This window comes from Shimia aestuarii (assembly GCF_900114635.1).
Classification (GTDB): Bacteria; Pseudomonadota; Alphaproteobacteria; order Rhodobacterales; family Rhodobacteraceae; genus Shimia; species Shimia aestuarii.
In genome coordinates this window covers 1448965-1464042 of the sequence record NZ_FOTQ01000001.1, presented here as the reverse complement: position 1 = coordinate 1464042, position 15078 = coordinate 1448965, and the positions used below count along the sequence as shown (strand labels likewise).

Annotated in this window: 17 protein-coding genes; 8 read left to right on the top strand and 9 right to left on the bottom strand. The window is 59.8% G+C overall.

Translation table 11 applies throughout. The features are described 5' to 3' along the window. Positions 1-51: 51 nt before the first annotated feature. Positions 52-1437: a sensor histidine kinase RegB gene (gene regB, locus BMZ35_RS07230; protein WP_093092228.1), complete on the bottom strand. Its 1386-nt coding sequence runs from the start codon at positions 1435-1437 to the stop codon at positions 52-54. Positions 1438-1524: 87 nt separating this feature from the next. Here regB and BMZ35_RS07225 point away from each other — a divergent pair, with 87 nt between their 5' ends. Both BMZ35_RS07225 and BMZ35_RS07220 read left to right on the top strand, forming a co-directional pair. Then, on the top strand, positions 1525-2154 hold the full coding sequence (locus BMZ35_RS07225; protein ID WP_093092226.1) for an SCO family protein: 630 nt from the start codon (positions 1525-1527) through the stop codon (positions 2152-2154). Positions 2155-2224: 70 nt separating this feature from the next. Next, positions 2225-2779, top strand: coding sequence for an ActR/PrrA/RegA family redox response regulator transcription factor (locus BMZ35_RS07220; protein ID WP_093092224.1), 555 nt, complete (start codon positions 2225-2227; stop codon positions 2777-2779). Between the two features lie 129 nt (positions 2780-2908). On the opposite strand, the gene BMZ35_RS07215 is transcribed toward BMZ35_RS07220, so the two are convergent. The 3 genes from BMZ35_RS07215 to BMZ35_RS07205 all read right to left on the bottom strand — a co-directional run bounded on the left by BMZ35_RS07215 (position 2909) and on the right by BMZ35_RS07205 (position 4980). Next, entirely contained in the window at positions 2909-3397 is a 489-nt protein-coding gene (locus tag BMZ35_RS07215; protein ID WP_093092222.1) for a GNAT family N-acetyltransferase, read from the bottom strand. Beyond that, the gene (locus tag BMZ35_RS07210; RefSeq protein WP_093092220.1) at positions 3394-3957 is read right to left on the bottom strand and encodes an HD domain-containing protein; all 564 of its coding nucleotides are present in this window, start codon (positions 3955-3957) and stop codon (positions 3394-3396) included. Before BMZ35_RS07210 ends, BMZ35_RS07215 begins: the two co-directional genes overlap by 4 nt. Positions 3958-4047: 90 nt before the next feature. After that, positions 4048-4980 (bottom strand): glycosyltransferase family 8 protein, encoded by a 933-nt coding sequence (locus BMZ35_RS07205; RefSeq protein ID WP_165610025.1) that lies wholly within the window; start codon positions 4978-4980, stop codon positions 4048-4050. Positions 4981-5148: 168 nt separating this feature from the next. Between BMZ35_RS07205 and ahcY the strand changes: the two genes are divergently transcribed. The 3 genes from ahcY to BMZ35_RS07190 all read left to right on the top strand — a co-directional run bounded on the left by ahcY (position 5149) and on the right by BMZ35_RS07190 (position 7922). Next, positions 5149-6543 carry an adenosylhomocysteinase gene (ahcY, locus tag BMZ35_RS07200; protein ID WP_093092216.1) on the top strand — a complete coding sequence of 465 codons (1395 nt, stop codon included), beginning with the start codon at positions 5149-5151 and terminating at the stop codon, positions 6541-6543. A 134-nt stretch (positions 6544-6677) separates the two neighbouring features. Further along, on the top strand, positions 6678-7457 hold the full coding sequence (locus BMZ35_RS07195) for a hypothetical protein (protein ID WP_093092214.1): 780 nt from the start codon (positions 6678-6680) through the stop codon (positions 7455-7457). A gap of 123 nt (positions 7458-7580) precedes the next feature. Beyond that, complete coding sequence (locus tag BMZ35_RS07190) at positions 7581-7922, top strand: DUF2853 family protein (RefSeq protein ID WP_093092212.1); 342 nt, start codon at positions 7581-7583, stop codon at positions 7920-7922. Between the two features lie 231 nt (positions 7923-8153). Here the strand turns inward: BMZ35_RS07190 and BMZ35_RS07185 are convergent, their stop codons facing one another. The 5 genes from BMZ35_RS07185 to tsaD are packed head-to-tail and all read right to left on the bottom strand — an operon-like array spanning position 8154 to position 11343. Next, a complete protein-coding gene (locus BMZ35_RS07185; RefSeq protein WP_093092210.1) occupies positions 8154-8549 on the bottom strand; it encodes a DUF1761 domain-containing protein in 396 nt (131 codons plus the stop codon). 48 nt (positions 8550-8597) lie between these two features. Next, positions 8598-9017: an EVE domain-containing protein gene (locus BMZ35_RS07180; protein ID WP_093092208.1), complete on the bottom strand. Its 420-nt coding sequence runs from the start codon at positions 9015-9017 to the stop codon at positions 8598-8600. Further along, entirely contained in the window at positions 9017-9292 is a 276-nt protein-coding gene (locus BMZ35_RS07175) for a YciI family protein (protein ID WP_093092206.1), read from the bottom strand. The genes BMZ35_RS07180 and BMZ35_RS07175 overlap by 1 nt, the downstream gene beginning before the upstream one ends. 3 nt (positions 9293-9295) lie before the next feature. Continuing rightward, positions 9296-10249 carry an NAD(P)H-dependent glycerol-3-phosphate dehydrogenase gene (locus BMZ35_RS07170; RefSeq protein WP_093092204.1) on the bottom strand — a complete coding sequence of 318 codons (954 nt, stop codon included), beginning with the start codon at positions 10247-10249 and terminating at the stop codon, positions 9296-9298. After that, a complete protein-coding gene (tsaD, locus tag BMZ35_RS07165; RefSeq protein ID WP_093092202.1) occupies positions 10246-11343 on the bottom strand; it encodes a tRNA (adenosine(37)-N6)-threonylcarbamoyltransferase complex transferase subunit TsaD in 1098 nt (365 codons plus the stop codon). Before tsaD ends, BMZ35_RS07170 begins: the two co-directional genes overlap by 4 nt. Before the next feature lie 53 nt (positions 11344-11396). Between tsaD and BMZ35_RS07160 the strand changes: the two genes are divergently transcribed. From BMZ35_RS07160 to BMZ35_RS07150, 3 genes are all read left to right on the top strand, one after another. Continuing rightward, positions 11397-12119 carry a uroporphyrinogen-III synthase gene (locus BMZ35_RS07160; protein WP_093092200.1) on the top strand — a complete coding sequence of 241 codons (723 nt, stop codon included), beginning with the start codon at positions 11397-11399 and terminating at the stop codon, positions 12117-12119. A 77-nt stretch (positions 12120-12196) separates the two neighbouring features. Then, complete coding sequence (locus tag BMZ35_RS07155; protein ID WP_093092199.1) at positions 12197-13519, top strand: COG4223 family protein; 1323 nt, start codon at positions 12197-12199, stop codon at positions 13517-13519. A 10-nt stretch (positions 13520-13529) separates the two neighbouring features. Further along, complete coding sequence (locus BMZ35_RS07150; RefSeq protein ID WP_093092197.1) at positions 13530-15053, top strand: heme biosynthesis protein HemY; 1524 nt, start codon at positions 13530-13532, stop codon at positions 15051-15053. The last annotated feature ends 25 nt before the right edge of the window (positions 15054-15078 follow it).

The window sequence follows — 15078 nt, the reverse complement described above, 5'->3', positions numbered from 1 at the left end:
GGAAAACATAGTCGTCCGGCCAGGGTTAAGGATCTGTTAACCCGTGCAAACCTATTGAGAAATCACCGGGTTTTGCCCCATCTCCACCGCATGCTCGCCATAGACGGCATCGATCAGGTGCCTCGGCCAGACGACCTCGACAATCGCGCCAGACCGTGATGGCTCATCGCTGTTGGGGGTGAAATCGCCCGATCCATTGGCAAAGCTGAGTTCTGCGCCAGACCGTTCGAGAAGGGTCTTGGCAATGAAAAGACCAAGCCCCATGCCTTCGTAACCCGGGCGCTGTGCGCGGTCCCGTTCAGATCTGCGGCGTCGCACGAAGGGGTCTCCGATCCGACCGATCAGGTGCGGAGGGTAACCGCGACCGTCGTCCATGATGCGGATGGAAATCGTATAGTCTGTCCATTCCGTTTCCACCCAGACCGTGGTGGACGCAAAATCCACGGCGTTCTGGACGAGATTGCGCAGGCCATGAATGATTTCTGGTCGGCGCAGGACCATGGGCGCGTTTTCAAGATCGTGGTGTTCGAACAGGACGTCCTTGCCGCGACCCAGATGCGGGTCGGCAGCTTCTTCGATCACGGTTGACAGGGGTGCTTTGCGCAGATGCAGGTCGTCCTTTCCGGCCCGCCCCATTGAGCGCAGGATATCACGGCACCGATCCGCCTGTTCGCGAATCAGCGCGGCGTCTTCGCGCAATTCGGGGTGATCGTCGAGTTCCTCCATCAGCTCGGCGCTGGTGAGCTTGATTGTGGCGAGTGGCGTCCCAAGTTCATGCGCGGCAGCGGCAACAACACCGCCAAGGTCGGTTAGTTTCTGTTCACGCGCCAGCGCCATATGGGTTGCGGCAAGCGCTTCGGACATGGAGGACATTTCCGATACCACACGGCGCGAATAGACCGAGCTGAACAGGATTGCGATCACGATGGCGGCCCAGTTGCCGAACAGGAACACATCGGGGATACGCAGCACGAAATACTGCTGCGTGCGCAGGGGCATATAGTATTCCAGCATGATCGTGACGAGCGCGATGGCAAGCGACGCGATGATCACGGTCGAGCGTACGGAAAGAACCGACGCGGAAATTGTCACCGGACCGACCACCAGAACAGAGAACGGATTGTTCAAACCCCCCGTCAGGAACAGCAGGAAACAAAGCTGTAACAGGTCAAAAAGGATCATGAAGCTGTTTTCGGTTTCCGATAGCAGCTTGTTTTCCGGGAAGACGAACATCGCGATCAGGTTGCCGATCACAGAAATGCCCACCGCCAGATAACAAAGCCCGAATTCCAGTTCGAGATCAAAGGTGAACTGCGCGATAACCAGCGCGACCACCTGGCCAAAAATGGCGATCCAGCGGACCAGGATGATGGTGCGCAGCCGAATCCAGTTTCTCCGGCCCCCGACAGAGAGCAGTTCACTTGAAAAATCCGACATTTGCGCGCCTTTCCACTTGTCTCTGCCCGATCAATTGTTAGGTCTCTGCCAGACATCATTCAACATGACTTTGCCAGGGGTGCCGCCATGGCCCGTATTGCTGCCATCATTGCTGTTTTTGCCACGATCCTCGTTCTGGGTGGAATGTGGTTCATCTCGCAGGATCAGGGGGGCGATGACCAGTTTGCCCAGTGCCGTGAAGGGCAGGTGGCCGGGGGAGCTTCTGCCATCGGCGGGCCGTTCGAACTGGTCAGCGAGACCGGTGAGACCGTGACCGACAAGGATGTTCTGACGGAGCCGTCGCTGCTCTATTTCGGCTATACTTTTTGCCCCGATGTCTGTCCGATGGACACGTCGCGCAATGCGGAAGCCGTTGAAATTCTTGAATCAAATGGAAAAATGGTTCAGCCGATATTTATCTCGATCGATCCGGCACGCGATACGCCCGAGGTCATGGCGGAGTTCACCGACTACCTGCACCCGCGCATGTTGGGGCTGACAGGATCACCGGCGCAGATCAAGGCGGCTAGCCAAGCTTATCGCACCTATTACAAGAAGCAGGATCCCGAGGACGGGGACGAGGAATTCTACCTCGTTGACCACTCGACCTTTACCTATCTGACGCTACCCGGGCACGGGTTTGTCGAGTATTTCCGCCGGGATGTGACACCTGAACAGATGGCGGACCGGGTCGGGTGTTTCCTCGAAAACATGTAATAGTTCCATGGCGTTTGACCCGGGCCGTGCACCAAGTTAAAACTTGGAAAATGCTATAGGGAAGAGGCGCATGGTGGAAGAAAACCTGCAGGAGATCGGACCGGACAAATCCTTGCTTCTGGTGGATGATGACGAGCCGTTTCTGCGCAGGTTGGCCAAAGCCATGGAAAAACGCGGGTTCGAAGTGGAAACCGCTTCTTCCGTCGCCGCAGGCAAGGCGATTGCCACGGCCCGTCCCCCGGCCTATGCAGTCGTGGACCTTCGGCTGGAAGACGGCAACGGACTTGATGTAGTCGAGGTGCTGCGCGAAAAACGCGAGGATTCCCGAGTGGTTGTGCTGACCGGCTATGGCGCGATTGCCACCGCCGTGGCGGCGGTCAAGATCGGGGCCACGGATTACCTTTCCAAACCTGCGGATGCAGCCGACATCATGAACGCGCTTATCAGCCGGGAAGGGGAGCTTCCCCCACCACCGGAAAACCCGATGAGCGCGGACCGGGTGCGTTGGGAACATATCCAGCGCGTATATGAGCTGTGTGACCGCAACGTGAGTGAAACGGCCCGCCGGTTGAACATGCATCGCCGGACATTGCAGCGTATCCTTGCCAAACGCAGCCCGCGTTAAGACATCACGAAAGCACCGTTTTCCAACGTCGGTTTGACGTCGGTATCCTGTCGGTACTGCGTCGGTGCCCGATTGTGTGCGTTGGTCGATTGTAAGTGAGTATTTTTGACAAGATGAAGGCCGGAGCGCTCAGAGATCGTAGCGTTTCAGGATCTTGTCGACGGTTTGGCCATTGGGCAGCGTGATCCCGGTCAGGCGCTGGTACGGCTCGAATCCCCGGCTTTGGTAATAAGCGAGGCCACCCGAATTATCAGCACGGATGTTGGCGTTGATCCATCGATACCCGAGGGCGCGCGCGGCGGATCTTGTCGCGTCAAACAGGGCCGACCCGGTTCCCAGCCCCGTTCGGCCGACCCGCACGAACGTGGCGATGTCGCATGCCTTGGGCGGCAGTTCGGGATGCGGTGCGATCCATTGGAAACCCAGCACTTCTCCGGTCGGGTCTTCGGCCAGATGCCAGGCCGAATGCACGGCGTTTATTTCCATCTTCGCCTGAAAGGCGTCACGCGACATTGGAGCGGTGAGGGCGGTGGTGCCGCCAATCGCGATGATCTCGTTCAGCAGGTCACACATGGCACCGCTATCCAGCGCACCGGCCCGGCGGATATGCAGGGTCATAGCGCGGCCAGAAGTTCGGCGTGGCGCGCGGTGTAGTCGGCGCGCACGTCAAGCGGTGGGCGCAGGCGGATCGACAGGCCGTCGATGATGTTCGGGTCCGGCCTGCCAAAGAACTTGTTGGCCTCGGCGGTCGAGAAACCAGCGATCTGGGTGGCTTCCATCCACGCGCTGATCCGGTCGGCGCGCTTGATCTGGGACTTGATCCGTTTCGGGGTTTCGGCGGGTAGGCCAAACCGGATGTGAATGGCTGCCGTCAAGCGGTCGTCCAGCTTGCCGTAGTCGGGGCCGACGGCGGCTTTGACCGGGGAAATCATGTCGCCGATCACGTATTCCGGGGCGTCGTGCAAGAGCGCGGCAAGGCGCCATTTAGTTGGTGCGGTCGGGTACATGCGGCCGAAAAGCTCTTCGACCAGCAGCGAGTGTTCGGCCACGGAATAGGCGAAATCCCCGAGCGTTTGCCCGTTCCAACGGGCCACGAAAGCGAGACCGTGGGCGATATCTTCGATCTCGATATCCACGGGGGTCGGGTCGAGCAGGTCAAGCCTGCGACCAGAGAGCATTCTTTGCCAAGCGCGCGCCACGGGAAGTCCTCTTTTTGGATGCAGTGTGCCTAGCGCAGGGGGAGCGCCATGCGCAACGGGGATTGTGGCCTAAAGTCGGGTTTCGAACGGGTGCTTGTGTCGCGACATGTATCGCAGGTAGCGCGGCAGGTACTGCACATGGCCGATAAGGTTGTCGAGTTGATGCCAAAGCGGTTCGCGTAACGGCTTTCGATCCGGGGGAACGGATGTGTCGCCACCGGCGTAGGTTTCGATGATGGGGCGCGGGAACCGGGTTTCTTTCTCGTACCCATGCCAGGGGCGCGGGTTGCTTGAAAAATGGATCAGGCACGGGCGGGCCATCCGGGTGTAGGCCGGAAACCTGTTCGGAAACTGCCAGTTCCAGCGCGGTGAAAGCTCGGCAAACTGCCCCTGGACGGCCATGTTGAGAAGGGATTGGTCGTGATACTTCAGGGTAATTCCCGATTGGTTGACGGCGAGCATCTCGGCAAGCAATCCTTGCTCGGCAAAGGCGGAGGTATCAATCAGCAGGACACCGGAATTGAAATAGCGATTGGCCGCGATGCCGTGGTTTTCAAAGTCGATGATCGGTTTTTCGCCCTGCCAGAAATGCTCCTTGTCGAGCGCCGCGGCGAGTGCGTGCGGCCCGAGATCGATATCGAACAGGCGTGATAAATCTGGGCTGCAAAGGTAGGTGTCGGCATCCAGATAAAGGATGCGGTCGTATTGGTCCTGGAAGATATCCGGAAGCCAGAGCCGTAGATAGGCAATCGAAGGCAGCCAGCGCAGGGGCAGGTTTTCCGCCCGCATCCTTTCATTCAGGTTCAGAACCTCGTTTCGAATGCCCAGATCAGCAAGAGGCCGGGGGATCGGAAGCGGTTCGAGGCTCGCAATGATGATGTCAAAGTCGCGGGGGCGGGACAGGGTGATGATACGCTGAGCCGCCAGCAGAGCATAGCCGAGCCACCCCGCGTCAACCGTGAAGATGACCGCTTTATTATGGGTAGGCGCTTGGGGTGTCACTGCAGGCTCCGCATTTGGCGGCATAAGACCATATGCGAGCAGGGCCGCCAACCCGATTGTGGCCCGAGCCTCTTGCCGTCCAGGACAGGTCGTATACGTGCCATTGTCGAAAGCCGTGGTCGGTGTTATCTGACCCCTCAAATCCATGGATCAAAGGAGCTGGGCGCTATGGCGACCGACTATATCGTGAAAGACATCAGCCTTGCAGAGTTTGGCCGCAAGGAACTGGATATTGCCGAATCCGAAATGCCGGGCCTGATGGCGTTGCGCGAGGAATACGGCGACAGCAAACCCCTCAAGGGCGCGCGGATCGCCGGGTCGCTGCATATGACGATCCAGACCGCAGTTCTGATCGAAACACTGGTGGCGCTGGGCGCGGATGTGCGCTGGGCTTCGTGCAACATCTTCTCGACGCAGGACCACGCCGCGGCGGCGATTGCCGCGTCGGGCGTGCCGGTCTTTGCGATCAAGGGCGAGACGCTGGAAGAATACTGGGATTATGCCGATCGCATCTTCATGTTCGAAGAAGGCGGCTGCAACATGATCCTCGACGATGGTGGGGACGCAACCCTGTACATCCTGCTGGGTGCGCGGGTCGAGGAAGGCGAGACCGATATCATCGAGAACCCGCAATCCGAGGAAGAGGTTGCCCTGTTCGCGCAGATCAAGAAGCGCCTCAAGGAAAGCCCCGGCTGGTTCGTGAAACAGCGCCACATGATCCAGGGCGTGACCGAAGAAACCACCACGGGCGTGCATCGCCTTTATCAGATGATGGAAAAGGGCCATCTGCCCTTCCCGGCGATCAACGTGAACGACAGCGTGACCAAGTCGAAATTCGACAACAAATACGGCTGTAAAGAGAGCCTTGTGGACGGTATCCGCCGCGCCACCGATACGATGATGGCGGGCAAGGTTGCCGTCGTCTGTGGCTATGGCGACGTGGGCAAAGGTTCGGCGGCCAGCTTGCGCGGTGCGGGTGCGCGTGTGAAGGTGACCGAGGTGGACCCGATCTGCGCGCTTCAGGCGGCGATGGACGGGTTCGAAGTGACCACGCTGGAAGATGAAGTGGCAAGCGCCGATATCTTCATCACCACAACCGGCAACAAGGACGTGATCCGCATCGAGCATATGCGCGAGATGAAGGACATGGCCATCGTCGGAAACATTGGCCACTTCGACAACGAAATTCAGGTGGCGAACCTCAAGAACCACAAGTGGACCAACATCAAGGAACAGGTGGACATGATCGAGATGCCCTCGGGCAACCGCATGATCCTCTTGTCCGAGGGCCGTCTCTTGAACCTTGGGAATGCCACTGGTCATCCTTCGTTCGTGATGTCAGCGTCCTTTACCAACCAGGTTCTGGCGCAGATCGAGCTGTTCACCAAAGGCGACCAGTACGAGAACGAAGTGTATATTCTGCCCAAGCATCTGGATGAAAAGGTTGCGCGGCTGCACCTGGACAAGATCGGCGCCAAGCTGACCAAGCTGCAGCAAGGTCAGGCGGATTATATCGGTGTTTCAGTTGATGGGCCGTTCAAGCCCGAGCACTATCGATACTGAACTCCACCTAAGAGCATGAACAAGAGAACCCGGCCAGTATCTGGCCGGGTTTTCTATTTTAGGCAGAATTGTGGTCGCCCGGAATCGGCAACCGTATTAGGGTGGCGGGGACAAAAGCCTTGGGTGGATTGGCCATGAAAAGAGTTTTGAGCATTGCGGCAGCTATTTGGACGCTGGGTATCGCGGCGACAGCGGATGAGGGTACAGATCTTGGACAGCAATTGTCCAACCCGGTGTCCGACCTGATCAGCCTGCCTTTCCAGCTGAACTATGACGAGGGTCAAGGGGCTGGCAATGGCAGCCGTTTTACGTTCAACATCCAGCCGGTCGTGCCAATCGCGCTTTCTCCGGACTGGAACTTGATCTCACGCACGATTTTACCGGTGATTTCTCAGGACAACGTCATTGGTGGGACAAGCCAGTCGGGGATTGGCGACATTGTGCAAAGCTTCTTCTTCTCGCCATCGCGTCCCACAGCGAATGGGTTGATCTGGGGTGTCGGGCCGGTTTTCCTATTGCCGACGGCCACAGATAACGCGTTGGGCGTAGACACATTCGGGGCGGGCATCACCGGGGTTGCGCTCAAGCAGACGGGGCGTTGGACCTATGGCGCGCTTGCCAATCACATTTGGGATATCAGCGGACCTGCAAGTATCAATGCGACCTTCTTCCAGCCATTCCTTGCTTATGCTGGCAACAATAACTGGACCTATACGATCAATTCCGAGTCGACCTATGACTGGAACACGGATCAGGCGTCCGTGCCGATCAACGTAGTTGTGAGCAAGCTGGTCAAGTTCGGGAACCGCCCGGTCAGCCTTGGACTTGGGGTGCGCCGCTATGTCGACTCCGCTCCTGGCGGGCCATCTGGCTGGGGGGGGCGTCTGGTTATGACATTCCTGTTTCCCAAATAGGCGGGCCGGGGAAAACCTTGTTCGATTCCCCCTTTGTGTCGTGCAGCGAGATGCCTAACCTGATCGTGAACCACGGTCGCGACTGCGGCGGTGCAGTTTTGGCCGTTAAAAGGGAGAAAACACATGGGCAAACGTGACGATTTGATTGCAAAATATGCGGACGATCTCAGGAACAAGTGCGGGATGGACCCGGATATGGACCTGCTGACCAAGGTGACGATCGGATGTGGTCCGGCGATCTACAATGATGATGCCTCGACCGTTGCCGCGTCTCAGGACAGCGAGCTGGAAACGGTCAAGTCCAACTTTCTGATCAAGAAGCTGGGCCTGTCGGATGGGCCCGAGCTCATGGAAGGGATCAATGCCGTGATCGAGACCTATGGCCGGTCCGAGCGCAACAAGTATCGTGCGGTTGTCTATTACATGCTGACCAAGCATTTCGGCAAGGAAGCCATCTACGGCTGATCCTGCCTTTTTATCACTTCATGCGCAGCGCCCGGTCCCCTCGGTCCGGGCGTTTTCATTTCGACATTGATTTTAGGTACTTGGCATTTGCCGCGACTCGGATCGAGCGGTAAATTACATGTATCGGGCCAGGATGGCCGGAACCTTATTAGAATTCACGTGTGGTGGTTAGGGAACACGTGGGGTACGGGGGTTCCGGTTGTTTGGCCGGGCCCCCGTTTTTATTCCGGCTCAAAGAAGGGTCAGCACGACACCCATGATGGTGCAGCCAATTGCGGCATACCCCCCATCGATCAGCATCAGTGTCCGGTTACGTCCGGCAAAGGCATAGTTGGTGACCAGCCATGGCGCGGCGAGGAAAAGGCCGATGCCCAGCCCGGCGGTAAAGCCCGCGCCGACGGTTTCTATCCCCGAGAGCGAAAAAACGTGGCGCATCATTCCGGCAACCAGCAGGGCACAGATGAAGGCCGCGACATAGGGCATGGCGCTACCTGTGTTGACGGGGCGGCCGTCTTCGCCAACTTCGACACCGGCAGCTTTCATCCAGGCTTGGGACAGCGCCATGTACCAGATCGCGCCAAAAATATATGAGGCCAACGCTGCGGCCACGACAATCGCAATTTCCATGGGTTCGTTTCCCGATCAATTGATCCTGGCGCAACTATGCCCGATTTGTCAGCCTTGCATACCGCCGATTTCGCAGATGATCGCCCATTCCTCTTCTGTCACGGGCTGCACCGACAGGCGCGAGTTTTTGACCAGAACCATCTCCGCCAGACGCGGATCGGCCTTGATCATGTCGAGCGATACGGGCTTGGGCATGGTTTTCAGTGCCTTGATATCCACGCATTCCCAGCGCGCATCGTCGGTGGTGCTGTCCGGGTGGGCCTCGGCGATGACTTCGACAATGCCGACCACGGATTTCTCTTTCTGGCTGTGATAAAAGAAACCCCGGTCGCCAACGGCCATCTCGCGCATGAAGTTGCGCGCCTGATAATTGCGCACGCCGTCCCATTCCTCGCCCGCGTCGCCCTTGTCGAGCTGGTTTTGCCAGCTCCAGGTCGAGGGTTCGGATTTGAAAAGCCAGTAGCGCATCACCCCAGGACCTTGTTCCAGGCAATGAGCTCGACCGAGGCAAAGAGGTCGGCCGCCTTGTAGGGATCATTTGCCGCCCAGGCCTGGGCTTCGGACATGTCTTCGACGTTCAGGATGATCAGCGAGCCGCACATGTTGCCGTCGTCGTCAAGGAAGGGGCCGGCGGTTTCCACGGTGTCACCGCTTGATTTGAGGTAGGCCACATGGGCGTCGCGGTTGGCTTTGCGAATATCAAGCGCGCCGGGTTTGTCCTTGGCAATAAGAGCGATACGCATGGGTCATTCCTCCTTGAGGGGTCGGGACAGAAGTGTGCGGATGGCGTCGGTCACGCTGACCGAGCCGGTGGAAAGCTGGTGAACCATTTGGCAGATCGGCATATCAAGGCCGATCTGCTGGGCGAGCCGGGTCACGGCCTCGGCGGTCTTGGCGCCTTCGACAGTGATCGTGGGATCAAAGGGCTTCTCTTGGCCAAGGGCAAGGCCAAAGCGGTAATTGCGCGACTGTTCGGACATGCAGGTCAGGGCGAGATCGCCCATGCCAGACAGGCCCGAGAGGGTTTCGGAGCGCGCGCCAAGGTGAATCGCAAGCCGGGTCATCTCGGCAAAACCACGGGTCATCAGCGCGGCGCGGGTGCTGTCACCCATGCCTTGACCGATGCAGGCGCCACAGGCGATGGCGATGACGTTCTTAAGCGCGCCGCCCAGTTCCGCGCCAATGACATCCGTACTTCGGTAGAGGCGCAGGGCTGGGGTGGCGAGCTGATGTTGCAGGGATCGCCCGATCGCCTCGTCTTGGCAGGCGAGCGTCAGTGCGGTGGGCAGGCCACGTGCAATATCGGCGGCAAAGCTGGGGCCTGTTAGGATCGCGGGCGTGGCCTCGGGTTTGAGCCGCGAGAGCACCTCGGCCGGGCCGGTGAGCGTGTTTAGGTCGATCCCCTTGCAGCAGGCTACCAACGCCTTGCCAGAGAGAGGGGTGTCAAACTGATCCAGTACCGTGGAAAGGCTCTGCATCGGAGTCGCCAGTAGCAGTGTATCCGCCAGAGCAGATTGAGCCAGATCCCCCGTAACAGAGACTGATTCCGGCAGCGTGACACCTGGAAGGCGTAGGCTTTGGCGGGTGGACTGCAACGCGCTGGTGTCCCGCGCCCAAAGGGTCACTTCGGCGCCGCTGCGTGCGATTGAGATGGCAAGTGCAGTGCCAAACGCGCCTGCGCCGATGACTGCGATACTCATGCCTTGGCCCCCTTCTTTCCGCTACCCAGAAGCGCCGGGGCGGTTTTATCGAGCGGCCAGCGCGGGCGGGCGGAGAGAGTCATATCGTCCTTCGCCCCAGCGCGGAAGCGTTCGAGCCCGGCATAGGCAATCATCGCCGCGTTGTCGGTGCACAGATGTAGCGGTGGGGCGGTAAACGTAGTGACGTTTTCGGCGCAAATAGTCTCTAACCTTGCCCGAATCGCCGTATTTGCGGCCACGCCGCCTGCGACGGCAAGAACAGGTTTGCCGGGGTTTTCCGCAAGGTAGAGTTCAAGCGCGCGGCGCGTCTTCTCGGCCAGGACATCCACGACGGCCGACTGGAACCCGGCGCAGAGATCGGCGCGGTCCTGTTTCGTCAGGCCTCCCTTTTCCGCAATCACCGCGTCGCGGGCGCGCAACAGGGCGGTTTTCAGACCCGAGAAGGACATGTCGCATCCGGGGCGGTCGAGTAGCGGTCGGGGGAAACGAAAGCGTTTCGGATCACCCTTTTCCGCTTCGGCCTGTACCGAAGGGCCGCCGGGCTGGGGCAGCCCCAGAAGGCGTGCGGTCTTGTCAAAAGCCTCTCCCGGGGCGTCGTCGATCGTGCCGCCAAGCCGAGAAAAGCTTTCTGGGCCGTGGGCGATCAGGAACTGGCAATGCCCCCCCGAGACCAGAAGCATCAGGTAGGGAAAGGTGATCTGATCGGTCAGGCGCGGGGTGAGGGCATGACCGGCAAGATGGTTGACCCCGACAAGCGGGATAGCGAGACCCGTCGCCAGTCCCTTGGCGCACATCACGCCGGACAACACGCCCCCGATCAACCCCGGACCGGCGGTCACGGCGATGGCGTCGATCTCGGGTAGGGTCAGGTTGGAGGCCGCAAGCGCCTCTTCGATACAGATGTCGAGCTTTTCAGCGTGGGCACGGGCGGCGATTTCCGGGACAACGCCGCCGAACGGAGCGTGAAGCTCCGTTTGTCCATGCACGACCGAGGCCAGGATTTCGGGCGCGTCGGTGCCGGACTGGCGGATGATGGCGGCGGCGGTATCATCACAGCTGCTTTCAAGCCCGAGAATGGTCAGGGTGCCTGTCATGGGCTGTCTTGATCCTTGTCGTTGCGCCAATGTCTTATGGCAGGTAACACCGGATGGCGGCTCAAACAATCCCGGCGCTTCTCATGAACGGAACTTGTCCCACGATCCTGTTGACCCGGCCCGCCCCCGCGTCGCGCAAATTCGCGCAGCGATTGAGGGATGCGGGTGTCACGGCGCCGATCGTGACGTCTCCTCTCATGCGGATCGAACCGGTGGCGGCGTCGGTGCCGGAGGGTCTGCGCGGGGTGCTGTTTACGTCGATGAATGGGGTGGCCGCTGTTGAGGGGCGGAGTTTGCCGGCCTGGTGCGTCGGCGATGCGACCGCGGCTGCTGCGGCCCGCGTCGGATGGCAGGCAATATCTGCGGGGGGTGATGCCGAGGCGCTTTACAAGCGGGTTTTGGCCGATGCGCCCCACGGCCCCTTGCTACATCTGCGCGGGGAGCACGCGCGCGGCGATCTGGCCAGACGGCTGAGCGCAGCGGGGATCGAAACATCAGAGACCGTCGTCTATCGACAGGTAACCGAACCTCTCGGACCGGAGGCGCGGCGGCTTCTGTCGGGAGACTCCCCTGTATTGGTGCCGCTTTTTTCGCCAAGAAGTGCCGAGACATTTCTTGCAGAGACGCCATTTCGCGCCCCGGTGGTCGGAATCGCGATCAGCACCGCAGTTGCCGATATTCTGGCCAAAGCAGGTGTTGCGCGGATTGACGTTGCGGCGGAACCGACGGCAGACGCCATGATTAAGGCGATTTTGGTGCGTCTGGGTGCAGACTGACGCATTGAGGACGCGGGTGTCCTCGCCTAAGTTGTTGGGTGAAAGTTATATTCAGACCGGATTCGAAAGGGTGACTGGTGGGCAACTCCGACAAGACCGACAAACCGGCAGAAGACAAGATTGAGGCGGAGGCGCCGAAAATTGATGAGATTCACGACGCCGTAATCATCGAAGATATTCCGCCAGAAGGGGACACCCCTGCCGATTCAGACGCAGATGTTGAGAGAGATAACTCTGTTGAAGCGGATGCGCGTGACGAAGAGATATCCGAGTCTGAGCAGGCAGACGAGGCTTTGGACCCCGAGACCGATGTGGATGATGAGACATCTGACTTACAAGAGGGTTCAGATGATGCTTCCGACTCGGCCAGCGAAGAGATCGTGGAAGAAACCTCGGCGCAAGCACCTGCGCCCGTGGCGACCTCTGGCGATGAGCCGCGCAAAGGTGGCTTTGTCCCGTTGTTGATTGGTGGGGTAATTGCCGGTGCGATTGGCTTTGGCGTTGCGGTCTATTTCGGGGATCAACTGGGGCTTGGCGCGAACTATGACGAAGACCTGGCCGTGCTGCGCCAGCAGATCGGGGATCAGGACGATCTGATTGCCAAGCTGCAAAGCAACCAGGCCAAGATTGGCGAAACCGCCAACGCGGCCCGTGAAAGTGCATCGGGCGTTGCTGGATTGAGTGAAACGGCCAATGCGCTGGGCGCGCGGGTCGAAGAGGTGGCCGATCAGGTCGCCATGCTGAACCAGCGTCTCACGGATATTGAGAAGCGCCCGCTGAACGAAGGGCTGTCGGCGGCAGCCATTGCGGCCTACGAGCGCGAGGTCGAAGAGCTCAAGGAACTGGTCGCGGCGCAAAAGGCGGAAGCGGCCGAGTTGAAAGACAACGCCGCCCTGTCGGCGCAAGCGGCCCTAGCGCGCTCAGCGGTGACGCGGATCGTAGCTGCGCTTGATTCCGGCGCATCATATCGCGCGGCCATCGTGGACTATGGGTCTGCCACCGGAAAAACCGTGCCCGACGTGCTCGAAGCCCATGCCGATGACGGCGTGATCACCATGGCGGCGTTGTTGGATGCCTATCCCGATCATGCGCGGGCCGCCCTTGCGCAGGCGCGGGCCGAGAAGGTGGACGAAGGCAAGGGCAACAAGCTGGGTGAATTCCTGAAATCGCATCTGGGCGCACGGTCGGTTGAACCCAAGGAAGGTACGGACACAGACGCCATCCTGAGCCGGGTCGAAGCTGCCATGCGCGAAGGGCGGCTGGCGGATGGGCTGGCGGAGTTGGATACACTGGCAGAAGGCCCGAAATCGGTCATGGCAGAGTGGCGCGCCTCTGCAGAAATCCGTTTGGCAGCCACCACGGCCGCCGAAGAACTGGCGCAAAGCCTGAACAGCAACTGAAGGTCATTCCATGCTCTGGTCATTGATTAAAATTCTTGTCTTTGTCGCCGTCATTGCCGGTCTGACCTATGGTTCCGTCTATCTGCTGGAAAGCGAAGGCGGGGTCATGATCACGGTTGCCGGGGTCGAGTATTCGCTGGGTCCGTTCCAGGCGGTGCTGGCGCTTGTGGCGCTGGTCGCGATCGTCTGGTTGGCGATCAAGCTGGCGGCGCTTCTTGTGGCAGTGCTCAAGTTCCTGAACGGGGACGAAACCGCGATCAGCCGCTATTTTGACCGCAATCGCGAACGCAAGGGTTATCAGGCTCTGGCAGACGGGTTGATGGCGCTGGCTTCGGGCGAAGGGCGCATTGCCATGGACAAAGCGCGCAAGGCCGAGAAATACCTCAAGCAGCCGGAGCTGACCAATCTGATCACCGCGCAGGCCGCAGAGATGAGCGGCGACAAGCGCAAGGCGGAAGAGGTCTACAAGACGCTTCTCAAGGACGAAAGCACACGGTTTGTCGGGGTGCGCGGCCTGATGAAACAGAAGCTCGACGAGGGCAAGACGGATGTTGCGCTCAAACTGGCAGAGACCGCATTCGCGCTCAAGCCACGCCACGAGGAAGTGCAGGATATGCTTCTGCGGCTTCAGACCGAAACCAAGGACTGGAGCGGGGCGCGTGGGACGCTGAATGCCAAGCTGAAGCATGGCACCCTGCCGCGTGATGTGCATCGCCGCCGCGACGCGGTGCTGGCGCTGGGCGAGGCCAAGGACGTCGTGAATGAAGAAAACTCGATCGAGGCGCGCGAACGCGCGATCGAGGCGAACCGCCTGTCGCCCGACCTGATCCCGGCGGCTGTGATGGCGGCGCGGGGTTATATCGCGCAGGGCAAGCCGCGCAATGCGACCCGGTTGCTGAAAAAGACATGGGATGCGCAGCCGCATCCCGATCTGGCCGCAGCATTTGCCGCGATTGAGCCGGACGAGACGCCCCATGCGCGGATCAAGCGGTTCAAGGGGCTGATCAAGGGCAACCCGGATCATGCCGAGGCCAAGATGCTCATGGCAGAGTTGAATATTGCGGCCGAGGATTTCCCGGGCGCACGCCGGGCGCTGGGCGATCTGTACGAAACCGACCCAACCCAGCGGTCGTTGACCATCATGGCGGCGGTTGAACGGGGCGAAGGCGCGTCGGACGCGGTTGTGAAAGGGTTCCTTGCCAAGGCGCTCACTGCGCCGCGCGGGCCGCAATGGGTTTGTGACAAGTGTCACAACATCCATTCGGAATGGGTGCCGACCTGTGAAAACTGCCACAGCTTTGACACGCTGAGCTGGGTTGCCCCGCCACAGACCGAAGCGGGTGCTGGCACAGGTGTCGAGATGCTGCCGCTGATCGTCGGCGCGCTTGAGGATCACTCGGAAGAAGAGGCAGAAACTGTTGCTGAAGAAGACGAGTCGGACGTCGTAGAAGGCAGCGTGGCCGAAGAAGAAACACCGACCGGGCCGGATGCCGTGGTGTCCGAAGCAGAGGCAAAGGAGGCGGCCAAGACCTGAGCCGTTTCGAAGCAGCCTAATGCAA